Below are 24,437 nucleotides of genomic sequence, written 5' to 3' on the forward strand. Positions count from 1 at the left end.
GACACGCTGCACTGAAGAACGCACAAACCACAGAACAGGTACCTGACGTGACAACTGCAACACTTTCATTGTCCGAGCTGACGGCAGCCGCCACGGAGGCTGCCAAAGTATCCGCTGCTGCCTCTGATGCGCAGCGCGCCGCCTGGCTCACCGCCGTGGCTGACGCTTTGGACGCCAACGCCGCCGAACTGGTTGAAATCGCCGATGCCGAGACCAGCCTGGGCACCACCCGCCTCGCCGGCGAAGTGGCCAGGACCACCGGCCAGCTGCGCCTGTTCGCCCGCGTGATTACCGAGGGCTCCTACCTCGAAGCAGTAATTGACCACGCCAACCCGGACGCCACTCCACCCACGCCCGACCTTCGCCGCATCCTTCGGCCCATTGGGCCGGTGGCGGTATTTTCGGCGTCGAACTTCCCGTTCGCCTTCTCCGTGGCCGGCGGTGACACCGCCTCGGCGCTGGCCGTGGGCTGCTCCGTGATCGTCAAGGCCCACTCCGGCCACCTCCGCCTCTCGGAGCGGACCGCCGAAATCGTGGCTGAGGCACTGCGTAACGCCGGTACGCCGGAAGGAATCTTCGCGTTGGTGACCGGCCGCGAGGTGGGAACGGCGCTGGTGCAGGATCCGGCCATCAAAGCGGTGGGCTTCACCGGCTCCATCCCCGGCGGCCGTGCCCTTTTTGACCTCGCAACGTCCCGCCCGGAGCCCATCCCGTTCTACGGCGAACTGGGAAGCCTGAACCCGGTGGTTGTCACCGAGGCGGCCCTCGCGGAACGCTCCGCCAAGCTTGCCGAAGGGCTCGCTGGCTCTTTCACCCTGGGCGCAGGGCAGTTCTGCACCAAGCCCGGGCTGGTCTTCATCCCGGCAGGAACGGATTTCGCCGCCCAAGTGGCGGAGGCCAGCAAGGGCAAGCCTACGCTGGGGATGCTCACCAGCCGTATCGCCGAGGCCTACCCGGACGGCCTGCGCAGCTTCGCATCGGTGCAGGGTGTCGAGGTTGTGAGCGGCACCGTGGACCAGGATGCCGTGGCCAACGGTGCAGCCCCGGTGGTCTTCTCCACCACCGCCGCAAAGGTTCTGGAGAACCCGGAAGAATTGCTGGAAGAGTGCTTCGGCCCCACCACCATGCTGATCGAATATACGGACCGGATGGAACTGTCGGCGGTGCTTGCCAAGGTTCCGGGCAGCCTCACCGCGACGGTCCACACCCAGCCGGGGGAGGACGTCTCCGCGCTTGTGGAGCAGTTGTCTGAACTGGCAGGCCGCGTGCTCTTCGACGGCTGGCCCACCGGCGTGGCCGTCAACTGGGCCCAGCAGCATGGCGGCCCCTACCCGGCCACCACATCGCTCTTCACCTCGGTGGGCGCGACGGCGGTGCGCCGGTTCCAGCGTCCGGTCGCCTACCAGGACGCACCGGAGTCCGTCCTGCACCCGGCGCTGCTGGAGAGCAACCCGCTGGGTATCCCGCGCCGCGTGGATGGAGAGCTGCAACTTCCGTAGCAGGTGAGCGCGGGCTTTTGGTTGAGCTTGCCGAAACCCCACGACCGAGACAAAGAAACCCCGGGACAGCCGTCCCGGGGTTTCTTTGGGCGCGTGGTGACTTACAGCTGGAGCGTGACCGGCCGCTCCAGCCCGTTGACTGTTGTCACGGGCCACCGCGGATCGGCAGTGAGGACCTGCAGTCCCGATGTGGTGAGTTGGACGGTGTCCTCGATCTTGACGGCTGGTCCGGACGGGTTCCAGGTGAAGGCCTGGTTGAGGACCACAGTGTCCGTGGCGCCGGCGGTGACGCGGGGATCCCGGCCTGCATAGCCGGCCGGGCCGCCCTGGTGGTGCTGCTCCCACTGGTCCGAGCCGAAGCCGTGCCGGGCGTATGCTGCCTTGATCTCGGCAAAGATCCTGTCCAGCCGGGCACCGGGGACGGTGGCGTCGAATATGTCCGCCTCGACCGCTGCGATACGTGCCTCGGCGTCCCGCTCTTCCGGTGTGCCGCCGTCGAACCTTACCCATCGGGTGATGTTGGCGACCAAGCCGTCCCTGCGGGCACACACCACAGCCATCGCGCGGCGGCCGAGGGGCGAGTGTGTGGCCAGCGGGTGGCGGAAGCCGCTGCGGCTGCTGCCGTTGCAGAGCAGGACCAGCGGCTCAGCGCCGGCCGCAACAACGCGGGCGGCGAGGGCGGACACGAGCTCAAACTCGGTGGTTTCCGGCCGGGCCGCTGCGAGCACATCGGTCATGATCACGGCGACCTCGGCGCTGAGCTGGGCGTAGCGCGCGCTCTCTGCGGGGAGGAGTTGCTGGCGGGCCGCGCGCAGTTCAGCCGTCGCCTCGGCTTCGGCCAGCGGTGCGGTGCCAGCTGCTCCAGCAGCGCCACTTCCAGCACTCCCGACGGCGGCCGCCGCGTCGTGCAGGTTTCCGTACCAGGGCACGGAATGCAGGGCGACACCGGTCGGCAGTTCCTCGGCAGCGATGCGGCCGGCTTCGTTGTTGAATGTGACGAGGTGGTCACCGTCGCGGTCCACCAGGAGGGCAGCGATGGGATCTCCGGCCAGGCTGATGTGCACGCGACTGCCGTCCAGGTACCAGGTCAAGGCCGTGTTGGTGGTCAACAGCAGGGAGTCCCGGCCCTTCGCGTCGAGGATGTCCAGGACCCGCCGGCGTTTAGTGGAGCGATCTTCTGCCGATGCCGGGGCAATTCTGCCCGCAATCGTGGTGGTGTCAGCTGTTGTCTGGCTCATGAACGGTTCCCCTGCCGGTTGATCAATGCTTCGATGTCTGCTGTGCCCAGGATGCCGTCGGCCACAAATACGGTGATGCTGCGCTGGACGGGATGGCCCGGTTCAGCGATGACCGGGGTGTCCCATGCCAAGGACTGGCCCACGCCCGGGTAACCGTCCATCCGGACGAACCAGGGGTCCGTGGAATCCGTCGCCGCCACAAAAACGAGCGTGGCCCTGCCAACTGACGTGCCGCCGTCGGACTGTCCGGCCGCCAAAGTTTCCGTCCCGAAATTTCCGGACCACGCGAGCCAGGGCGTAACCGAACCGTGCACTCCCGACTCGCCTTCGCCCTCCAGGGTCCACACCCTGGCGCCTTCGCACTCGGGCAGCCGCCAGAAGAACCCGCCGTAGCCGCCTTCGTGCCGGCCGTTGGAGCCCGGGCTGCCGAGGCTGACTGGCTCGTCGCCGGCGGGGGAGAGTGCGAAGTCGAGGGACAGCTGCCAGGTGGACGGGCTGACGCCGGACCAGGTCCAGGTGTGTTCCTCGGCCAGGACCGGGGCGCCGTCGGGCCCGTTCCAGCTCAACGTTTCCTGCAGCCGGCCCTCTTGCCCGCCTGCTGCGGCAGCGGTCTCCTGAACCGAGGTGGCCGTGATGCTGCCGTGGTCCGGCCGCCAGATGTACTGGCCGGCCGCACGGGTGTAGGTGCGGCCACCCCAGAAATTGATGCCGTCCACGTCCTGCAGGGCCACGCCGACGCCGAGGTGCCAGACGTGGTCCAGCGGCTGGTGGTCCGTGACCATCGTTCCGGAACGGGTCCGGACTGGGTGCAGATAGGGCCGCGGGGAGGAAACAGCACGGATGCGGTGGCCATCCTGGTACTCCGCCACCTCCTGCCCGTCCAGCGTCAGGGTGCGGACCGGCGGCATCTTTCTCGCCCACGGGACGCCCAGTTCTGCGAAGGTGGCCTGGGCTTTGGCGGCTCGCTCCAGCAAAGGCCCGATTCCATGTACTACCGGATGGGCGTCGTCGCCCTCGCCTTCCCAGGTGATGTGGTCCGGGCCGATCTGCTGCGGTGCCGGCGCAGTGCGGATGGCTTCCAGCACGGTGGTGAAGGCGCCGGCGTGGGGAAGGGAACACAACAGCGGGGCGCCGGTAGACCGCGCGTCCAGCAGGTTCTCCAGCAGGTCCGTCCGGCCGAAGGTTTCACGGCGCTCGCCGTCGGCGGCGCTGATGACCACTTCGTCTTCGGTGTAGAACAGCGTGATCTCACCCAAAGTGCCGTGCACAGTCACGGACGGGTTCTGCTGCTCGGGTGCGCACAGTGTCAGGCCGCACAGCAGCGTGGTGCCGGCGGCGGTGCGCACGCGCAGGATGGAAGTGTCGTCGCTCTCGGTGTCGTGTGCCCGATACAAATCCGTGTCCACCGACTCCACGTCCGCGATGGTGCGGGCTCCCGCCATGTGGAGCGCCGTGGCTACCGCGTGAGCCAGGGCATTGGTTGCGACGCCGTCAATGACGTCGATGCCGTCGAGGCTGCGCTTCCCGGCCCAGCGTGACCGTTTGAAGTAGGCCTTGCTCCGTACCCACTGCCCCTGCGCGCTCAGCCCGAGGACATCACCGATGCCGCCGGCGTCCACGAGGGTCCGGATAGCAGGCAGCGCGTGGGAGCCCAGGCTTTGGAAGCCCACCTGGACCAGCCGGCCTGCAGTTTCAGCCGCTGCCAGCACCTCTTCGAACTGGGCGAGTGAGGCCACCGGCGGCTTTTCCACATAGACGTCCTTGCCCGCTGACAGGGCGGCGAGTGCCAAGGGAGCATGGGTCTGGATGGGGGTGGCAAGAATGACGACGTCGACGCCCGGGTCCGCTGCCAGCAGCTGCGCCAGGTCATCGAAAACGGCTACTGACTCTGCCAGCCGTCCCTCTGCCGGCGGGTTCGGGTCCGCCACGGCAACAAGCTCGACGGCGCTGGCTTCTTCAAGCCGCGCCAGGTTGGCCAGGTGCCGCTCACCGAAGCCGTGGACGCCTACCAGGGCTACGCGCGGAACGGCATGGGCGGCAGCGGCGGGAGGAGGGTCTCCGGCCGGGTGGGTGCTGTTTTCCGCGGTGGCGGATGGTCGAGTCATGAGGATGGTCCTTGGTTACAGAAGGGAAGAGTGAACTGAGGGGGAGGGCGAACTGAAGGGGGAGGGCGACTGAAGGGGAGGGCGAACTGAAGGGGGAGGGCGACTGAAGGGGAAGGGCGACTGAAGCGGATGGCTAATTGAAGGGTTGGAAGACGCAGGGACTGGCTAACGGGAGGTGGATTGGAAGCTGGAGGAGATTGCTAACTGGAGGTGGAATGGCAGTTGACGCTGGATGGCGGAGTGGATGATGGGAGGACGTGGAGCGTGGCGGCGAGGAAGTCGAGTGCTTCCTCTTGCATCCGGGCGGTGAACACGTGACCGCCGGGCCAGAAGCTTCCGGTATAGATTCCAGGTGGGTGCAGCGACTCCAGGATGGTGTGGGCCTGGCGCATTCCGTGTTCGGGAAAGAGTTCGTCAGACAGTGCGTACTGCACCAGCAGCCGGCTGGCCGCTGACCTTGCGGTCAGCTCCGGCCAGTCGCCCAGGCGCCACAGGCCTGGAGTCTGCAGCAGCCACGAATGCGCGTCCAGGTGGGCGGGCAGCAGCGACTGGAATGTGGTCATCATGCAGGTCACCACGTAGCTCCGGATCCTGGGACTCAGTGCGGCGAGGGTCAGGGAGCGGCCGCCGCCACCGGAGAAACCGATGCAGCCCAGCCTGTCCTGGTCCACATCCGGCAGGCCGGCGAGGATTTCCAGGGCAGCGAGGTCGTCGTGGGCCACCATGCCGGCCAGGCTGGTGCCCAGCAGGCCCGCGGTTTTGGCTACGGTGTCCTCGTGGAATCCGGCTGCGGCGTTGTACACGTCTGCCTCGGAGGGAACGATGCCGTCCTCCCGCCATTGCGCCTGCCGCGCCTCAAATGCCGAGGCCGTCCGCCACGGCGGGACGTCGAGGTTGAAGCGGCGGCTGCCCCAGGCGAAGGTGTCGTGGGCGAGGACCGCAAAGCCGCGGCGTGCGATGTCTGTGGCGAGGGCGTGGCCGTCGTAGTGTCCGGCCCTCGCACTTTCCGCGGAGGGATGGGACTCGGGAAGTTCCACGAGCCGGTCGGCGCCACCGAACTTGTTGCCGCCGTGGCAGTGCAGCGCCAGGATTCCGGGCAGGGGACCGGCAGCGCCGGCCGGGCGAATCAGCCAGCCTGTGGTCCGGGGGCCGAAGCCCAGCTGCCAGCTGAGCTGGGAGGTGGTGACGCCGTCGTACGTTTCCTCCCAGTGGACGGTGACATCAGGGGACGGCTGTGCACCCGGTGCGTCCGGCACGCCGGGCACGCCGGGCGTGCCGGGCACGCCGGGCACGCCCGGCATTTGAGGCACGCCCGGCACAGCGGGCAAGCCCAGGGCGTCCGCAAGTTCCTGGGCAGGTGGGCTGGAAGCCTGGTGCCGCGGGTGTTCCTGAACGTAGGCAGGCCAGTCCTCGTAGCCGGCAATCGCACTGGGCCGGGGTGGGCGGGCCTGCTGGGACAACTCAACATCCGGGCCCTGCCCAGCACCACGAGGCACCCCGGTCTCGGGGCTCAGCGCAGTCTCGCCCCTCAGCGCAGTCTCACCCCTCAGCGCAGTCTCACCCCTCAGCGCAGCGCTGTTCTGTCCGGCAGTGCGGTTCACTGGCCTGCCTCCTGTTCGCACGGTTTGGTAAGGACGGGTATCGTTACGGCGGACCTCAGCCCGGGACTAGCCAAGGTTCGAGTTGACCTCTTGGATAAAGCCCTTGGCGGCGTCCCGCGGGGAGATCTTTCCGAACAATACATCCGTGTTGAACCGGTTGAGGACCTCCATGGTGGCGGATGATCCGGCGGGGAACGGCAGCGGCGGCTCGATCGTCATCTCGGCCAGGCGGTCCAGGTACCCGGCTTCCTTCTGCTGGGATTCCTTCAGGAGGGGAGTGATGGCGGCCTTGAGCTCGGTGTTGGCGGGCATGCCCCGGTCGCTCTTGATCTTGGTGGCGGCGTCAACGTTGTTCACCAGGTAGTTGATGAACATGGCGGCTTCCTTGGGGTGTGCCGACTTGGAGGAGATGGCGTATTCCATGGAGGACCGCAGCCATGATCCCGGCTGCTTGCTCTCGCCGGGCAGCTTCATCATCACCAGCGGCGAACCCGAGTAGGAATTCATCTGGTTGCTCCAGGAGATCTTCATGCCCTGCTTGCCCTGGCCCATGAGGGTCATCTCGGGCTGTGCCGAGCCGTCCTCAACCGTCTGGGATGCGGATGGGGCGCCCCCGGTTTCCATCAGCCGCTTGTTCAACTCGTACCATTTGGTGGCGGTGTCCTCGCTGATGCCCAGCTTCTTGCCGTCATCGGTGTAGAGGTCTTCCCCGTTCTGCCGTGCCCAGACGGCCAGGAACGAGTCGTTGGCCATGGGGGTTGTGCCGAAGGTTCCGGCCGGGGACTTTTTCGTGATCTCTGCGGCGATGTCCGCGTAGTCGTCCCAGGTCCAGGTTTCGTCGTCCGGCAGCTTCACCCCGGCGGCTTCGAAGACTTTCGGATCGATCACCATGGACATGGCGTTAACGCCGGCTGTGATGGTGTACTGCTTGCCGTCGATTTTGCCCAGCTCCACGGTCCCTTCGGCAAACTTGGACGTATCGATCTGGTCCTTGACCTTGTCCAGGTCCAGCAGGACGCCGCGGGTGGCGTACTCGCTGGGGTAGGCGCCGCTCATGGCGAAGACATCCGGGGTGGTGCCGCCGGCGATCTGGGTGGCCATCTTGTCCCAGTAGGAACTGAATTCGGTGTTCTCACCCTGCACCCTGATGGTGGGGTTTGCGGCCTCGAAGTCCTTGATGACCTCGAGCGTGGTCTTGGCCCTGGAGTCGTTGCCCCACCAGGCGAATCGGATGGTGACGGGATCCTCGACCGTCCCTACCTTCCCTGCCTCCGGGCTGCTCCCGCAACCGGTGAGGACCAGCGCAAGTGCTGCTGTCGCGCCAACTGTTGCCATTGATAACTTCGTGAGACCAAACCGCATTGTCCTGCCCCTTAGTAGGTGAATCCGGGTGATGTGACGCCTGCTACAGAAAGCGTTTTCTCAAAAACTAACAAAGGGCTATACAAGAGTCAAGAAACCGTTTACTTTGGTACCGAGCCGCTTTTTCAACCGCACCACCGCACGTGGCGCATAGACGATCGCCAAGCCGTTGCCACCTTCTCCAGGAAGCGGGCCGGGGAGGTATGCGTCTTAGATCGCTTTTGCGGTTACCAAAACGTGGAGGCCACGATGACCAAAGGAGACCACATGGCCGCTAAGCACATACCCAGGGCACCGCGCCCGGCAGGAATGCCGGCTGCAGCGGGGAAGTACGAAACGGGGCTGCCGCAGTGAGCGCCATCAGCGAACTGAGCTCGTTCTCGCGGCGCAAGGGCAAAGCCACCGCCGAGGAGAAGAAGGCCAACGGCCGGGACAACAAGGCCGCCTACATCTTCCTGCTGCCTTGGCTGGTTGGCCTGGTGGCCATCACCATCGGCCCCATGCTGATGTCCCTCTACCTGTCCTTCACGGATTACAACCTGCTCCAGCCGCCCGAATGGACGGGGCTGGAGAACTTCACCCGAATGCTCACCGATGCCCGGCTGCACAACTCGCTGCGGGTGACCTTCACCTACGTGTTTATCGGTGTACCGCTCCAGCTCGCCGTGGCCCTGCTGATTGCGCTCGTCCTGGACAAGGGGCTGCGCGGCCTGCCTTTCTACCGCTCGGTGTTCTACCTGCCTTCACTGCTGGGCGGTTCGGTGGCCGTGGCCATCCTGTGGAAGCAGATCTTCGGCACCACGGGCCTGGTGAACCAGGTCCTTGCCATGTTCGGCATCCAGGGTCCGGGCTGGATCTCGGATCCGAGCACTGCGCTGGGTTCGATCATCCTCCTGCACGTCTGGACCTTCGGCGCCCCGATGATCATCTTCCTCGCCGGCCTGCGCCAGATCCCGAACATGTATTACGAGGCGGCAAAGGTTGATGGCGCCACCACTCTGCAGCAGTTCTGGAAGATCACCATGCCGATGCTGAGTCCAATCATCTTCTTCAACCTGGTGTTGCAGATCATCGGTTCTTTCCAGTCATTCACCCAGGCGTTCATCGTCTCGGGCGGCAACGGCGGGCCCTCGGACTCCACCATGTTCTTCACCCTGTACCTGTACCAAAAGGGATTCGGCCAGTTCGACATGGGCTACGCGTCCGCCATGGCCTGGGTCCTGCTGCTGATCATCGGCGTCTTCACCGCCATCAACTTCATCGCTTCTAAGTATTGGGTTTTCTATGACGACTAAGCTTGAGACGCTGCCCGCCCCGGACAAGAAGTCAGGCGCCGGCAAGCCTACGAACCACCGCAAGCCCAAAGTCCGGGAGTCCCGCGGCACCCTGGCTTTCAGCCGCTCGCAGCGGACCAAAGCCCTCATCAAGCACGCGATCCTGATCCTTGCCGGCGGGCTGATGATCTACCCGCTGCTGTGGATGGTGGTGTCCTCGCTGCGGCCCAACGAGCTGATCTTCCGCGAGCCCGGCCTGTGGCTGAACAGCCTGGAGATGGGCAACTACACTTCGGGCTGGTCAGCACTTACCCACCCGTTCGGCCACTACATGCTCAATTCGGCCATTGTGGTGATCGGGTCCATCCTGGGCAACCTGATCTCCTGCTCGATGGCCGCCTACGCCTTCGCCCGGCTGCAGTTCACCGGCAAGAAGCTGTTCTTCGGCATCATGCTCCTGACCATCATGCTGCCGTTCCACGTGGTCATCGTGCCGCAGTACATCCTGTTCTCGCAGATCGGCTGGGTGAACACCTTCTGGCCGCTGCTGGTTCCCAAACTGCTGGCCACTGATGCGTTCTTCGTGTTCCTGATGGTCCAGTTCATCCGCGGTATTCCGCGGGAGTTGGATGAGGCCGCCAGGATCGACGGCGCAGGCCATCCGCGCATCTTCCTGCGGGTCATCCTGCCGCTGATGGTTCCGGCGCTTGCCACCACCACCATCTTCACGTTCATTTGGACCTGGAACGACTTCTTCGGCGCCTTGATCTACCTGACGGACCCCGACATGTTCACCGTTCCGGTAGCCCTGCGGGCCTTCGTGGACTCGCAATCCGCCACGAGCTGGGGATCCTTGTTCGCCATGTCCATCGTGTCCCTCCTGCCCGTGTTCCTGGTCTTCCTCTTCGGCCAGCGGTTCCTCATCAAGGGCATCGCCACCACCGGCATCAAGTAGGCGCTGGGGCTGGTCCTGGCAGCTTCCTGACCGCGCCAGCGCCGAGTCCCGCCGGAAACGGCCCGTCTACCGACGGGCTGTTTCTGCCAGCGAAGAGTTTTGAAAACATCTTGTGATACAAGTTGAGGACTTGTAGTATTAGGCTCAGAAAACGCTTTCCAGCCTTTCGACCCCTTGTTGTTTACGAGTTTATTCCCCATCGCATCCCCAGCAACATGATCAAAGAAGATCGGAGTACCAGTGCCGCTTTTTTCCCGCTCTGCCTCTGCTGCAACCAAGCAGCCGGCCGCAACACCATCCACGGGCGGACGCCGCCCCTTACGCAAGACCGGCATTGCAGCAGCCGCCGCCGTCGTCATGGCATTGAGCCTGAGTGCCTGCGGCGCGGGATCCGGCCAGCAAAGTTCCGATGGCCCCGTTGAACTGCGGTTCTCCTGGTGGGGCGGCGACAAGCGGGCCCAGCTGACCCAGGAAGCCATCAAGCAGTTCGAAGCTGAGAACCCCAACATCAAGGTCAAGCCGGAATTCGGCGACTGGAGCGGCTACTGGGACAAACTGGCTACCCAGGTTGCTGCCAATGATGCACCGGACATCATCCAGATGGACGAAAAGTACATCACCGAGTACTCAAGCCGTGGCGCGCTTCTTGACCTCTCAAAGTACGACATCGACACTTCCAAGCTCGACGAAGCCGCGCTCAACGCCGGCAAGGGCGAAGATGGCCTGACGGGCATCGCGGCCGGCATCAACGCCGCCACCATCCTGGCCAACCCCAAGGTGTTCGAAGCCGCGGGTGTCCCGCTGCCGGACGATTCCAAGTGGACCTGGGAGGATTTTGAGCGGATCGCCGCGGACATTACGGCCAAGTCCCCCAAGGGCACCTACGGTGCGGCCGCCTATGGAACCGATGAGGCGTCGCTGGGCGTATGGCTCCGCCAGAACGGGAAATCCCTCTACACCTCTGACGGCAAGCTGGGCTTCGAGCCGGGCGACATCGCCGAGTGGTGGGCGTTCCTGAAGGAGCTCAGCGAGAAGAAGGCAGTCCCGTCCGCGTCCGAGGTGGTAGAGGCCGAGGCCGCACCGCTGGACCAGAGTGGTCTCGCAACAGGCAAGAACGGCATGGCTTTCTGGTGGTCCAACCAGGCTCCCGCTCTGGAAAAGGCATCCGGTGGAGACCTGAAGATCCTGCGGTTCCCCACCAAGACCGGTTCCGCCGATGATGCCGGGCTCTGGTACAAGGCGTCACAATTCTGGTCGGCCTCTTCCCGCACCAAGCACCCGGAAGAAACCGCCAAGTTCATCAACTTCCTGGCCAACAACGTCAAGGCCGGCGAGGCCCTCCTGGCCGACCGCGGCGTCTACCCCAACTCTGAGGTCCGGGCAGCCATCGAATCCAAGCTGACCCCCTCCGACGTCAAGGTGGTTAAGTTCATCGACCAGATCAAGGATGACCTCGGTGAGGCTCCGGCTCCGCCGCCGAAGGGTGCGGGCGCGATCCAGGAAATCATCAAGCGCTACACCTCAGAGGTGCTCTTCGAACGGCTCTCCACGGAGGAAGCAGGCAAGAAGGCGCACGACGAGATGAAGTCCGCAATCAGCAGCTAGTCTTCACGCCGCCAACACGGCTCTGGACAACTTGGGTGGACGCCTCCTCCGCTCATAACGTCCGACGGCGGGTGGCAGCTCCGTCCCGGCGGGAACCTTCGGTTCCTCCCGGGATGGAGCTGTTTAAGGGGCTTTCTGCTCGTTAAGCAATTCGTGGGCCCCTAACCCTGTTATTGCTCGGCGGCTGGAGGAGGCCGAGGCTTCAGTTGCCGGGGCTCCTTTGTCGGAGGGGGGCGATTGAGAGATCAATCAAAGTCCGCCTGCGTACTCGCAAGATTGAGCCGTCCGCGGACACCCCGCAAAAGTTTTGGCTGTCAGTGCACGTGCCAGACGCGGGGCGTGGATTACTGGGTTTATTCGCGGGGTGTTGGTGGTGGGGGTGGTTTGAAGTAGGTGTTTTGTTGGGGTTTTTGGTGGGGGTCGAGGTGTTTTGGGGGTGTGAACCAGGGGGTGTTGTTGGTGGTGGTGATGGTCCATTGTTCTTTGTGGATGAGGTGGTGGTGGCCGCTGCAGAGGAGGACTCCGTTGTCGATGTTGGTGGGGCCGCCGTGGGACCAGTAGGTGATGTGGTGGGCTTCGCACCAGGGGGCGGGGATGGTGCAGTTGGGGAAGGCGCAGCCTTGGTCGCGGGTGGTGAGGGCGGTGCGTTGGGCGAGGGTGAAGAGCCGGGTTTTGCGGCCGAGGTCCAGGAGTTCGCCGTGGGTGCCGAGGATGGCGGGAATGATGTCGGCGTCGCAGGCGATTTTTCGCAGGGTGGCGGCGGCGACGGGCCCGGTGAAGACAAAGTTCCCCGTGCCGGTGCCGGTTTCGCTGCCGTTGGGGTGTGTGCCGTTCCCGTTGCCGTCCTCGGTGCCCGGACCTGGCGGGGTGCTGGTCCGGGGGGTGGTGCCGGTGCTTGTTTCTGTGCCTGTGGGGATGTTCGTGGCGCTGGTGTGGTGGGGGAGGAGGTGTTGGTAGTTGATGGTGGCGATGATTTGGGGGCGGTTGCCGCCTGTGGTGGGCAGGGTGTTGGTGGCCAGGGCTGTTTTGGCGGCGCTGACGAGTCCGTCGAGTTGTTTTTGGGGGCGGGTACGGCGGTCCAGGTCCGGGCCGGTGTTGGTCTCGTTCCAGACCCCGTCCTGGTTTGATCCGTCCTGGCTGGCGTGGTCCTGGCTGGCGTGCTCCTGGCTGCCCGTTGTGCCGGTGCCATCAACCTTGGTTTCCGTGGCCGTTGCCAGGGCGGCACCGGTCGCTGAGGCGGCTGCCGTGAGTGTGCCGTGCATGGGTGTGGTGGTGCGGGGGTTGGTGGCGGTGTTCATGACGGTGAGGAGGTGTTCGTATTGGTCGGTGGTGGCGAAGATTTCGAGGTGGTGCAGGCCGTGGCGGGGTTTGCGGATGAAGGCGCCTTGGGTGTGGCGGAGGGCTTCTTCGCTGGGTTCGGTGCCGTCGGCGTCGATGGTGTCGGCCCAGCGGCGGGCGACGCGGGCGAGGAAGTCGGGGTCCGCTGTGGCCGCGGTGGTGGTGAGGTTTTCTTCGATCAGGGCCAGTTTTTCGGGTGTGGTGAGGTGCTGGAGCCGGTTCAGGGTCAGGGCGATGATCGTCCCGGCCCGGGAAGACACTGCCGGGCAGGCAGCGGGTTGTTCGGCCTGGTCTTCATCGCTGGTGTTGGTGCTGTCATCTGTGTTCAGGATGTCCAGGCTGGTGTTGGTGGGGGTGAGTGCGGTGGCGAGGTGCTGGCGGGCTGCGGGGATGGTGTCGCCGGTGAGGGTGGTTGCGGGCAGGATGTCTTTTGCCAGGGCCAGGCGGCGGTTGGCTTCGCTTTTGCCGATCCGCAGCAGGAGCCGGAGAGACTCGGCGGTGTTGGCGCAGCCGTCATCGGCCGGTGAGGTGACGACCTGGTCCCGGGAGTCGGTCGCGCTCACGGTCCCGGTGTCACAGGGTGTAGATCCACCCGGCCAGTGGGTGTCTGTTTCGTTCAGGGTTTCGACGCCGTTGTCCCAGCCGGTGACCCAGCCCTTGCCGGTGCCAGGGCCGGTGCGGGTGTGGGAGCGGCTGGCGCGGGCGGCGTCCGCGGCGGCGATGGCCTGGGTGCGGGTCCGGTCCACGGTCCCGGCGCAGAGGACCTGCAGGTACTCCATGGTCCGGGAGAGATCTTCCACTCCAGCGGCGTAGTTGGCGGCTTCAACGTAGCTGGCCCCGGCAAGAATCGAAGGCGCGGCGGCAGCGGCCTGCGCCAGGAGCCTGCCGAGCTCCGCCAGACCCAGCGGCTCCCCAACAAGCAGGGAATCTGCCGGGACCGGCCCTGTTACAGAACCGGCTGGGGCTGAGCCAGCCTCCGTCGGCCCTGTTGCCGATGCGGCCGGTTCGGAATCAGCCTCCACGGGCTCGGCTGCCAATGCGGCCGGTTCGGAGTCAGCTTGAGTGTGCTCGGCTGCCAATGCGACTGGTTGGGATTCAGACTCTGTAGGCGCGGCCAGTTCGGAGTCAGCGTGCGCGGGCCCTGTTACAGACGTGGCTGCTGCGGAATCAGCCTGCGTGGGCTCTGCTTCTGATGCGGCCGATGCGCCTGATGCGGCGCCAGCTTGGGTGGCCTTGGTGGGTACAGCGTGAAGGTGCCAGCCGGGCCTAAGCGGGGTGCCGTCGTCGTACGCGTTAGGGCAGGAGCCGGAAATAGGGCGCGAGGCGCCGGCGGCCGGACCGCTGAGATCCAATGCGCCAGACGAGGCAACAACCCCGGCCCGTCCGAGCACCACGACGTTGCCGCCGTAATACTCAGGCCGTTCCCCAATGGCTTCCATAACCCCATTCTGGTCAGGGGGTCTGACAATCCCGGCGCGCAGGGCAGCAGACCGGCAAACGCCCGAAGTCGCATCAGGCTGAACTGCAGAATCAGCGCCTAGGGAGCCATCAGGAACCAGTGCAGGCGCGATGAAAAAGCCGCCGAACTCCGCGAGCTGATCCCCAATGGCCTCCATAGGACAACTCTGCCAAAGGGCACTGACAGAACCTGACTACCCTCGCTCCTATGTGGATAACTGAAGCGCGTCAGTCCTCCGCAACCACCACAACTCCGCCGGCAGGAACCGAGCCATCAAACCGATCGCCGGACAGCAGGTCGACACCGGAAGCCTGAACTGTCCCGGACGAACGCGAGTGGTTGATCGCGAAAAGGAAACTGCGGCCGTCGTCGGAGCGGCGCCGGGTCAGCTCCACACCAGGATCGGCAGCTGCAACTGGCGCAACACCGGATTCCTCCAGCAACCGGTCAACAACCGACTCGATGCCTTCCCGGTCCGGGAACGTGGCCATGTACCAGGCCGCCCCGGAGCCCACGGAGTGCCGGGTCAAGGACGGAACGCCTTCCAGCGGGTACTCCGTAAAGGTTTGAAGGGCTTCCGCGCCGGCGAGGTGAACGTGCTCGCTCCAAACGGAGGAAACCGCCCCGTCGCTCAGCTTCAGTTGCGTGCCCGCCAGCAGGGGATGGAATTCCTCCACCCGCACGCCCAGCAGTTCCCGCAACGCGCCCGGGTAGCCGCCCAGCCTTACATGGTCCTTCTCATCCACAATGCCACTGAAGTAGCTCACCAGCACGGTGGCGCCGGCGGAGGCTGCAGCGGCAATATTGGCGGCCGCCCCGTCAGTAACCGAGTACAAGGTGCACGCCAGCACGAGGTCGTACCCCTCAAGGGAAGCAGAAGGGTGCACCATATCCCCGGAAACGCCCCGCAGGAACAGCGACCGGTGGAAGGCCCGCAGCAGGTCCAGGTACTTCACATCGATGCTCGGCTTGGAATCGATTTCGCTGGCCCACCACGCCTCGTAATCGAACACGATGGCAACGCGCGACTCCACCCGGGAACCGCGGACCGGTGCCAGCCGCTTCAAGGCCGTTCCCAGGTCCACCACCTCGCGCCATACGCGCGTGTCCCGTCCGCCGTGCGGCACCATGGCCGAGTGGAACTTCTCCGAGCCGGCGAAGCTCTGCCGCCACTGGAAAAACATCACAGCATCCGCACCGCGGGCCACGTGGGCCAGCGAGTTGCGCAGCATTTCGCCGGGCATCTTGGGCTGGTTGCGCGGCTGCCAGTTGACCGCCGACGTCGAATGTTCCATCAGGATCCACGGGTCACCCCCCGCGATGCCGCGGGTGAGGTCCGCGCTGAACGCGAGTTCAATCTGCCGTTCGGGGTCGGCAGCCACCAAATAGTGGTCGTTGGCGATGACGTCCAGGTCCTTGGACCAGTCAAAGTAGTCCATGGACTTGGTGGCGCTTGAGGCCATCAGGTTGGTGGTGCACGGCACGCCGGGAGTCACCTCACGCAGGACGGCAACGAGCTCCCGGTAGTAGTCCATCAGGGCCCATGAGTTGAACCGCTGGAAGTCCAGCTGCTGGCCCGGGTTAAGCGTGGACGGCGCGACGGCGGGCGGCAGGATCTCGTCGAACGAGCCGTAGTTCTGGGACCAGAAAGCCGTACCCCAGGATGCGTTCAGCTCATCGATGCTCCCGTACCGGCGCTCCAGCCACGCCCGGAAGGCGGCGGCATCCTCCTCGCCGTAAAACTCTGAGACGTGGCAGCCCAGTTCGTTGTCCACGTGCCAGAGCGCCAAGGCCGGGTGGTCCTTGTACCGCTCGGCCAGCTTGCGGGTGATTCCAGTGGCGTAACGGCGGTAGACGGCCGACGACGGCGTGTAGTGCCGCCGCGACCCCGGCCCCAGCACGGTTCCGTCAGCTGTGACCGGCAGGATCTCCGGATGCTTCCGTACTAGCCATGCAGGGGGAGCGGCCGTGGCCGTGGCCAGTGCCACCTTGACGCCGATTCCTGCCAGGTTGTCCATGACCTCGTCGAGCCAGGCGAAGTCGTACGTGCCCTCGGTCGGCTCCAGCAGTGCCCAGGAGAAGATTCCCACGCTGAGGAAGCTCACGCCCGCTTCCTTCATCAGCTCCAGGTCCTCGAGCCGGACGCTGACGGGCCATTGCTCCGGGTTGTAATCGCCGCCGTAGGCGATGCCTTCGATGTTGTTCCAGACGCTGGCCGGGCTGGATGTTTCCTGCAAAGTCATGGGACTCCTTTGTCTGCTGGGAAGATGGATGTGCCGTGAAAATCAGATCTTGGAAAACGCTTGCCCATTTCCGGGAATGCAGATATTGTATCGTTTCAGAAGCCGTGTAAGCCAGCTCACTACTCACGTTGTAGATTCGGGCACTGGGATTGCACACATCGAGCAAGGAGGCTCCCATGATCAACAGAAGGCATTTCCTTACCACCGTAGCCGTCGGCACCGCATCTGCCGCGGCACTGGCGGCTTGTGGAACTGGCCCCAGCTCCTCCGGAGAAACCGGCTCCGCGGAGAAGCCGGTCACCATCAACTACACCTGGTGGGGCAACGACGACCGCGCCGAGCGCACCCGCAAGGCCATTGCCCTGTTCGAGTCGAAGAACCCGGACATCAAGGTCAACGGCAACTTCACCGACTTCGCCGGCTACTGGCAGAAGCGTGCCACCGAGGCCGCCGGCGGCGGCCTGCCGGACGTGATGCAGTGGGATCTGTCCTACCTGCGTGATTACGGCCAGCGCAACCAGCTCCTGGACCTGGGCACCGTCAAGATCAACACGGACGCCTTTGACAAGTCCCTCCTGCCCTCCGGCCAGATCAAGGGCAAGACCTACGGCATCCCCACCAGCACCAACGCCTTCGCCGTCTACTACGATCCGGCCAAGCTGGCATCCTTGGGCGTCGCAGAGCCGGACGGCTCCTGGACCTACAAGGAATTCAACGACTTCCTCACCGAGGTGGGCACCAAGAGCAACAGCGCCCTCTTCGGCTCCACGGATTACACCGGCGTCTGGTGGATGTTCAACATCTGGCTGCGCCAGAATGGCATCGAGGCCTTCACCGAGGACGGCAAGCTCGGTTTCACCAAGGACGACATGAAAAAGTGGTGGAACACCACCGCAGGCCTGCGCGGCACCCCTGCCATCGTTTCTGAAGAGCGCGTCACCCAGCTCGCCCCCAAGTCGCCGTTCGGCTCCAACGTCACCGCCACCGAAGTCACGTGGGACAACTTCATGGCCGGCTACCTGGCGGACAGCGGCGCGAAGGAGCTCAAGCTGGTTCCCGTCCCGTCGGATGACAAGGACAACCTGGGCCTGTTCCTGAAGCCGTCCATGCTCATGGTGGCCAGCGCCAAGACCAAGTACAAGGATGCTGCAGCCCGCTTCATCGACTTCATGGTCAACGATCCCGAGGTAGGCCAGATCTTCAAGACCTCCCGCGGTGTTCCGGCGTCGAAGACCCAGCGTGACGGCACCACCTTCGAAGGCACCGACAAGCTGGTAGTGGACTACGAAAAGTCCATTGAAAAGTACCTTAAGGACGCTCCGCAGCCGCCCATTGTGGGCTTCGGCACCCTGGAAGCTTCCTTCAAGCGCGTCTCCTCGGACCTGAACTACGGCAAGCTGACCATCGACGGCGCAGCCGACGCATGGTTCAAGGAAGCCGAAGATCTCATCAAGCAGAACGCCTGATCAGGCAGACTGTCTGACCAAGACGTCCACAACTGACGGAATGAACTCGTGACTCAAAGCCCAACACTGAGCAGGCGTTCGACGTCGTCCGCTCCCGCGCTGCGCAAGTCAAGGCAGCGCGGGGCGGACGCCCGCGCCGGCTACACCTTCCTGCTGCCCTGGCTGCTGGGATTCATCGCCCTCACTGTCGGGCCCATGATTTCCTCGCTCTACCTGTCCTTCACCAACTACAACCTGTTCGATCCGCCCAAGTGGATCGGCCTGGACAACTACACCACCCTCTTCCAGGACGAACGGTTCCTGCAGTCGGTGGGCGTGACTGTGGGCTACGTGGTCTTCGGTACCCCGCTGAAGCTCGCCGCGGCACTGGCGGTGGCGATGCTGCTGAACAGCAAGCGCCGCGGCCAGGGTTTCTACCGCTCCGCCTTCTATGCTCCATCCCTGATCGGTGCGTCGGTGTCCATCGCCATCGTCTGGAAGGCCATGTTCGGCGACAACGGTCCCGTGGACCAGGGCCTGTCCATCTTCGGGATCAACCTGGGCGGCTGGGTTGGCAACCCCTCCATGACCATGCCGATGTTCATCCTCCTGACGGTGTGGCAGTTCGGCGCCCCGATGGTGATTTTCCTTGCCGGCCTGAAGCAGATCCCCAATGATCTCTACGAAGCAGCGTCCATGGACGGTGCAGGCCCCGTGCGGAAGTTCTTCAACATCACCTGGCCCATGCTTTCCCCGGTGATCTTCTTCAACCTGCTGATGGAAACCATCCACGCGTTCCAGATCTTCGCCTCGGCCTACATCATCTCCAACGGTGAAGGCGGCCCTGCCGGCTCCACCCTCTTCTACACCCTCTACCTGTACCTGCGGGGCTTCAGCGACTTCCGGATGGGCTATGCCTCGGCAATGGCCTGGCTGCTGGTGATCGTGGTGGGCATCATTACCCTCATCTTCTTCCGCACGTCCAAGTCCTGGGTCCACTACAGCGGTGATGCTAAATGACAACCATGGCAACTCCCACACAGTCCACTGCGGACGCACAGGTGCCGCACTACAACCCCAAGTCCGAATCGGCAGGGGCCAAGCGCGCCAAGAGCACCCTCTTCCACGTGGTGGCTCTCGCACTCACGGCCGTGGTCCTTTACCCGGGCTTGTGGATGATCGCCTCATCCTTCAAACCGAACGCCGAGATCGGCGGAGGCAACACGTCGCTGTGGTCGAGCAACTTCAGCTTCGACAACTTCGTCACGGCTATGGAGGGCATCGGCGGCGTCTCCACCCTGCAGTTCTTCACCAACTCGCTGATCCTGGCGATTGGCGCCGTGGTGGGAACCATCCTCTCCGCGTCGGTTTCCGCCTATGCGTTTGCGAGGATCAAGTTCCCCGGCCGCAGCATTTTCTTCGGCATGATGATCGCCACCTTGCTGCTGCCATTCCACGTGGTGATCATTCCGCAGTACATCGTTTTCCAGCAGCTTGGCCTCGTTGATACCTACGTCCCGCTGCTGATCGGCAAGTTCCTTGCCGCCGATGCGTTCTTTGTGTTCCTGATGGTCCAGTTCATGCGCAACCTGCCCGCTGAGCTGGACGAGGCGGCGCGGATCGACGGCGCCGGGCACGTCCGGATCTTCACCTCCATCATGCTGCCGCTGATGAAGCCGGCCCTGATCTCCACCTCGATCTTCTCCTTCATCTGGAGCTGGAACGACTTCCTGGGCCCGCTGCTCTACCTGAACACGCCCGAAAAGTACCCGCTGCCGCTGGCCCTGCGCCTCTTCGTGGACCAGACCCAGAGCTCGGACTACGGCGCCATGATCGCCATGTCCGTCCTCGCACTGCTGCCGGTGCTGATCTTCTTCCTGGTCTTCCAGCGCTACATCGTCGAAGGCGTCTCCACCCAGGGCCTCAAGGGCTAACGGAAGAATCCAACAGAAAATGAGCGTCATGGACAGCACCACCCCCGCACAGAACCACCACGAACCCGTCCCGGTCAACCGCTTCGCGCTGTTCTCCGAGACCCTCCTGGCCGGCGTGCTGGTACTGGTGCTGTCCATCCCGCTCGTGACGATCCCCGCCGCCTATGCGGCGGGGATCACCCATCTCGAACGTCACCTCTCCGGCCGTGACGATTCCGTCCGCGGCCTCTGGGGCACGTTCAAGGCTGCCCTGCCCGGCAGCTGGAAGCTGGGAATTACGACGGCGGCAGCCGCCGTCGTGATTGTCCTTAACCTTTTGCTCGCTTGGGTGGGGCAGCTTCCCGGCCGGGAAGTGGTGTTGCCTGCCACGCTGGTCCTCGCCGCCGCGGGTGCCGTCCTGCTCCTGCGCACCACCGCAGCCTGGTCGGACTTCACGGGCCACGACGTCTCCGGTGGCGCGGATTTACGCGCCCGGGCCGGAAGCGCAGACGCCCGCAACGCACACGCCCGCAGTTCCGACGCCCGCAGCGCCTGGCGCTCCGCCCTCGAAACCGGGCAGGCCGTGTCCGTGCGGGACTGGACGGGATCCCTCCTGCTGATTGCGGCGCTCTTCGGGGCCGTGGTGTTCGTCTGGATGCTTGCAGCGCTGTTCGTGGTGGTCCCCGGCATCCTGATCCTGGCCTCGGCCGCCGTCAAAATGCGCTCCAACCGCGCCTGAAGTATCCAGCTCCCCACCAGGCATCCCCGGTCCTGTCCGTCACTATTGAGTTGAGTCCGACGTGTCTTCCGACCGCCAACGTTCCCAGCAGTCTCTCCGTCCTTCACAGAACCAGCCGCCGTGGTACCAGCCCCTGACCCAGCGCAATTACCGGATCTTCCTGGTGCTGCTCTTCACCGGCAGTGTGGGGGTGTGGATGCAGCGGCTGGCGCAGGACTGGCTGGTGCTGCAGCTGACCGGCAGTCCCGCCGCAGTGGGTGTGGCTGTTGCCCTGCAATTCCTGCCCATGCTGGTGGTGGGCCCGCTCAGCGGCCTGTTGGTGGATCTCTTTCCCAAGCGCCGCATCATGCTGGCCTGCCAGGCCGTTATCGCACTGCTTGCCATGGGACTTGCCGCATGGGCAGCAAGCGGAACCATCACCGTCTGGGCCGTCTACGCCAGTTGCATCGCGCTCGGTGTTACGTCGGCCATCAATCAGCCCGCCACCACCGTCTTCGTTAATGAAGTAGTGGGTGATACCGCGCTGCGCCCCGCCATCGGCCTCAACAATGCCATCGGCCAGCTGGGCGCTATGGCCGGGCCGGCGCTGGCCGGGGCATTCATTGCCCAGGCCGGTTCAGCAGCAGCATTCGCGGCCAACTCCCTGCTGTGCGTGCTGGTCCTGTGCATGATCGCCGCTATCCGCCCCGCCGAGTTGCACCCCAGCACTCCCGCGGCACGGGGAAGGGGCCAGCTCCTGGCCGGGTTCCGGTACGTCAAGGACCGGCCCTCCCTGCTGCTGATCATCGCGCTGGCCGGGCTGCTGGGGATGTTTGGAATGAACGGTCCCGTGGTGCTGGCTGCCTTTGCAGCACGCGTCTGGCACAACGGCGTTGAAGGGTTCGGCCTTTTCAACACTGTCAGCGCAGTTGGTGCCCTGGCCGGTGCGTTGCTGGCCGCGCGCCTGCGGACGCTGGGCCGGAAGGGGATTGTCCTGGCGGCCGGCCTCTTTGGGCTCGCCCAATTGGTTGCGGCCCTGATGCCCAACCTCATCCTCTTCACCGTGATGCTGGTGGTGGTCGGCCTGATGACCCTGTTGTTCCTGACCAGTGCGGCCACCGCCGTCCAGCTCGAGGCAGGCCCCGAAATCCGGGGCCGGGTGATGGCGCTTTACCTGCCGCTGCTGCTGGGCGGACACGCGATGGGCGGGCTGTTGGCCGGCTGGCTGACTGAGCAGTTGGGGGTGCGCCTGGGGCTGGTGGCCACCGGTGCCGGAGGTATCCTGTCCGCCGTCGTGATCGGTTTGCTGCTGTGGCGGAACTCCCGCCGCCTGCGCCCCTAATTCCTTAGGCTGCGCCGCCGGGGCTGACCAGCCACCGGCGGGCGGCGCTTTCAGGAAGCCATTCAGGATCCCGGCAGGCTGAACCCGTGCGGTGCCGAGGTGGCCCAGGGGAGTCCCAGCTCACTGAACGTGGCGTGCTGCGCGCCCGAGCGTTCCAGGGCATCCTCGATGCCGGGGACCACGGCGTGGGCCGAATCTCCCTCGCCCTCCCACTGGACGTGCTTTCCGTCAATCGGTGCGGGCAGCGGCGCGGTGCGGATGGCTTCCAGGACGAGCATAAAGGCGCCGCTGTCCAGGAGCGGGCTCAGAAGCGGGGTGCCGTTCCTGCGGTGGGCCAGCAGGTTCTCAGTCAGGTCATCCCGGCCAAAGACCTCCTCGGTCCGGCCCTGCGCCGTCTCAACGGCCAGGCGGTCCTCCGTGTAGTGGAAGACGGCGGTGCCGGCCGAGCCCTGGAGCGTCACATACGGTTCCACGGATTCCGTGGCACACAGCGTCAGGGCGCACGTGATGGGCAGGCCGGCGCTGGTGCGGATCCTGATCACTGATGTGTCATCGGACTCGATCTGGTTGGCGCGGTACAGCTCAGTTTCGAGCGATGCAAGGTCCGCCGTCGTGCGAGCCCCGGCGATCCTCAGTGCTGTTGCCACCGCATGCGCCAGGGGATTGGTGGCCACGCCGTCCACCACATCCACGCCGTCAATGGTCCGCCTGCCGGCCCACCGGGACCGCTTGTAGTACGCCCGGTCCCGGACCCAGCGGCCGGTCGCGGAGATGCCCTGCAAGGTTCCGATGGTGCCGTCGGCGAGGAGCTTTTCGATGCCCGCCAGTGCTTGCGAGCCCAGGCTCTGGAACCCGATCTGCACACTTCGGCCGGAGGCAGCGGCTGCGTCGACGACTCGGTTGAAGTCCGCCAGCGAGGCGACGGGAGGCTTTTCCAGGTAGAGGTCGGCGGCGGTGGCCAGGGCTGCCAGGCCCAGCGGCGCGTGCGTCTGGATGGGGGTGGCAACAATGATCAGGTCCAGGCCGCTGGTCTCCGCGAGCAGTTCCGTAAGGCCAGGGAAGACATGCGCTGTCTCAGGGACCGAGCCCGCGGCAGGGGGATTGGGATCGGCCACGGCAACAAGATCGACGACGCCGGCGGCCTGGAGGCGTTCAAGGTTACGCAGGTGGTGGGTCCCGAAGCCGTGGACACCTACCAGCGCCACCTTGGCTGCACGTCCATCGCCCAGTCCGGGCGAAGATTCGCCTGCCGACGCTGCCCGGACTGCAGTGGTGTGAGGATCGGTTGCAGGAGTATCCCCGCTGGCCTGGGTCCCGGCGTCTGTGGCAGTTGGTGTTCCCATGGTGCTCCATTCGGCCCCGGAGGGCTGTTTTCCCGGCGCGAGACCCGATGTGGGCAAGCGCTTTCCGGATTCAAGTGTGAAGCACAGGCGGCCTTCCCGTCCAGTAATATAACGATTCAAAGTGGGCTTGCATTGGTCCTGGGGGCTGGTTTGATGCTTAAGCGCGCGCGGACCCGGCCTTGATGGCTCCCTGCCTCTTGCCGCGATACTGAACTGCCAGGCCCTGGCAATATGGCGTCACGCCTGCCAGCCCAGCCAGTCCACAGCTTCGAGGACAATGCCGGCAGGCACCGTATGAGCGCCTTGGAACTCGCGGTACGTCAGGTCGTAGCCCTCGCTTTGCAGGGCTGGAACCAGGCGGCGGCTGGTCCGGTCAATCGGCAGCACGCCGTCTGAGTCTCCGTGGGAGACGAAGAGACGCGGCTTGCCCTGGCGCGGCACCGGTGGAACAAATCCGGGGGAAAACGCAATGATCTTTGAAAAGAGGTCCCCGTTCGCCAGGCCCAGGGCCAGGGCGTAGGAAGCCCCGTCCGAGAAGCCGCCCACGGCCGTCCGGTCCGGATCCACGGACACCAGTTGGAAAATACGTTCCAGGCTTTTATTGATCATCCGGATGTCGGGGCCGAAGGCTCCCCGTACACCGTCCCAAGTAGAACCGCGGGAAGAAGGCGCCGCCAGAATCAGCTTGTGCGATTCGGCAAAACCGGACAACAATGCTAATCCGCCGCCTGCTTCACCTCCAGCTCCATGAAGCAGGAGGACCAGCGGAGCCTGCCGGCCCGGCTGCAGGGAGTGCGGTACGTAGAGCAGCGTGTCCCGGACAGCTTCCAGAGCCAAAGACTGCTGCCCGGGGACAGGGATCCGGTCCGGATTGACTGAGGGCCTGGCCTTCAAGGAGGCGAAGTCCAGCGACGCTTGCTGGGGACGGTCCATGTCTACTCCGGAGCAGGCAGCGCAGCCGGAAGCTGCCAAAAGCGCCGCGGCGCCAACCAAAAAG

17 protein-coding genes are annotated in these 24,437 nt (G+C 64.8%); 9 read left to right on the top strand and 8 right to left on the bottom strand.

Annotation, left to right across the window (positions count from 1 at the left end):
* Positions 1-11: 11 nt before the first annotated feature.
* Positions 12-1,499 (top strand): aldehyde dehydrogenase (NADP(+)), encoded by a 1,488-nt coding sequence (locus QF038_RS03030; protein WP_307613386.1) that lies wholly within the window; start codon positions 12-14, stop codon positions 1,497-1,499.
* A 101-nt stretch (positions 1,500-1,600) separates the two neighbouring features.
* Here the strand turns inward: QF038_RS03030 and QF038_RS03035 are convergent, their stop codons facing one another.
* From QF038_RS03035 to QF038_RS03050, 4 genes are all read right to left on the bottom strand, one after another.
* The gene (locus QF038_RS03035; protein WP_307608620.1) at positions 1,601-2,737 is read right to left on the bottom strand and encodes a Xaa-Pro peptidase family protein; all 1,137 of its coding nucleotides are present in this window, start codon (positions 2,735-2,737) and stop codon (positions 1,601-1,603) included.
* Entirely contained in the window at positions 2,734-4,842 is a 2,109-nt protein-coding gene (locus QF038_RS03040; RefSeq protein ID WP_307608622.1) for a DUF6807 family protein, read from the bottom strand. Before QF038_RS03040 ends, QF038_RS03035 begins: the two co-directional genes overlap by 4 nt.
* A gap of 200 nt (positions 4,843-5,042) precedes the next feature.
* Positions 5,043-6,302 carry an acetylxylan esterase gene (locus QF038_RS03045; RefSeq protein ID WP_307613387.1) on the bottom strand — a complete coding sequence of 420 codons (1,260 nt, stop codon included), beginning with the start codon at positions 6,300-6,302 and terminating at the stop codon, positions 5,043-5,045.
* A 207-nt stretch (positions 6,303-6,509) separates the two neighbouring features.
* Positions 6,510-7,778 carry an ABC transporter substrate-binding protein gene (locus tag QF038_RS03050; RefSeq protein WP_307608624.1) on the bottom strand — a complete coding sequence of 423 codons (1,269 nt, stop codon included), beginning with the start codon at positions 7,776-7,778 and terminating at the stop codon, positions 6,510-6,512.
* A 377-nt stretch (positions 7,779-8,155) separates the two neighbouring features.
* On the opposite strand from QF038_RS03050, the gene QF038_RS03055 reads away from it, so the two are divergent.
* From QF038_RS03055 to QF038_RS03065, 3 genes are all read left to right on the top strand, one after another.
* Entirely contained in the window at positions 8,156-9,100 is a 945-nt protein-coding gene (locus tag QF038_RS03055) for a carbohydrate ABC transporter permease (protein WP_159828263.1), read from the top strand.
* Positions 9,090-10,034 carry a carbohydrate ABC transporter permease gene (locus QF038_RS03060; protein ID WP_307608626.1) on the top strand — a complete coding sequence of 315 codons (945 nt, stop codon included), beginning with the start codon at positions 9,090-9,092 and terminating at the stop codon, positions 10,032-10,034. The genes QF038_RS03055 and QF038_RS03060 overlap by 11 nt, the downstream gene beginning before the upstream one ends.
* Before the next feature lie 240 nt (positions 10,035-10,274).
* On the top strand, positions 10,275-11,639 hold the full coding sequence (locus tag QF038_RS03065) for an ABC transporter substrate-binding protein (RefSeq protein WP_307608628.1): 1,365 nt from the start codon (positions 10,275-10,277) through the stop codon (positions 11,637-11,639).
* Between the two features lie 353 nt (positions 11,640-11,992).
* Here the strand turns inward: QF038_RS03065 and QF038_RS03070 are convergent, their stop codons facing one another.
* Positions 11,993-14,416, bottom strand: coding sequence for a DUF222 domain-containing protein (locus tag QF038_RS03070; RefSeq protein ID WP_307608630.1), 2,424 nt, complete (start codon positions 14,414-14,416; stop codon positions 11,993-11,995).
* Positions 14,417-14,663: 247 nt separating this feature from the next.
* Positions 14,664-16,679 (bottom strand): beta-galactosidase, encoded by a 2,016-nt coding sequence (locus QF038_RS03075; protein WP_307608632.1) that lies wholly within the window; start codon positions 16,677-16,679, stop codon positions 14,664-14,666.
* 176 nt (positions 16,680-16,855) lie between these two features.
* Here QF038_RS03075 and QF038_RS03080 point away from each other — a divergent pair, with 176 nt between their 5' ends.
* The 5 genes from QF038_RS03080 (at position 16,856) to QF038_RS03100 (ending at position 22,097) form a co-directional block, all read left to right on the top strand.
* Entirely contained in the window at positions 16,856-18,145 is a 1,290-nt protein-coding gene (locus tag QF038_RS03080; protein ID WP_307608634.1) for an ABC transporter substrate-binding protein, read from the top strand.
* Between the two features lie 48 nt (positions 18,146-18,193).
* Positions 18,194-19,144 (top strand): carbohydrate ABC transporter permease, encoded by a 951-nt coding sequence (locus QF038_RS03085; RefSeq protein WP_307608637.1) that lies wholly within the window; start codon positions 18,194-18,196, stop codon positions 19,142-19,144.
* The gene (locus QF038_RS03090) at positions 19,141-20,058 is read left to right on the top strand and encodes a carbohydrate ABC transporter permease (RefSeq protein ID WP_285249656.1); all 918 of its coding nucleotides are present in this window, start codon (positions 19,141-19,143) and stop codon (positions 20,056-20,058) included. Before QF038_RS03085 ends, QF038_RS03090 begins: the two co-directional genes overlap by 4 nt.
* Positions 20,059-20,077: 19 nt before the next feature.
* Positions 20,078-20,776: a Poxvirus protein I5 gene (locus QF038_RS03095; protein WP_307608641.1), complete on the top strand. Its 699-nt coding sequence runs from the start codon at positions 20,078-20,080 to the stop codon at positions 20,774-20,776.
* A gap of 61 nt (positions 20,777-20,837) precedes the next feature.
* Positions 20,838-22,097, top strand: a complete 1,260-nt coding sequence (locus tag QF038_RS03100) for an MFS transporter (protein ID WP_307608643.1) — start codon at positions 20,838-20,840, stop codon at positions 22,095-22,097.
* 62 nt (positions 22,098-22,159) lie between these two features.
* Here the strand turns inward: QF038_RS03100 and QF038_RS03105 are convergent, their stop codons facing one another.
* A complete protein-coding gene (locus QF038_RS03105; RefSeq protein WP_307608645.1) occupies positions 22,160-23,440 on the bottom strand; it encodes a Gfo/Idh/MocA family protein in 1,281 nt (426 codons plus the stop codon).
* Positions 23,441-23,677: 237 nt separating this feature from the next.
* Positions 23,678-24,373 (bottom strand): alpha/beta hydrolase, encoded by a 696-nt coding sequence (locus QF038_RS03110; RefSeq protein WP_307608647.1) that lies wholly within the window; start codon positions 24,371-24,373, stop codon positions 23,678-23,680.
* Between the last annotated feature and the right edge of the window lie 64 nt (positions 24,374-24,437).

It is taken from the genome of Pseudarthrobacter sp. W1I19 (genome assembly GCF_030817835.1).
In the GTDB taxonomy this organism is placed as follows: Bacteria; Actinomycetota; Actinomycetes; order Actinomycetales; family Micrococcaceae; genus Arthrobacter.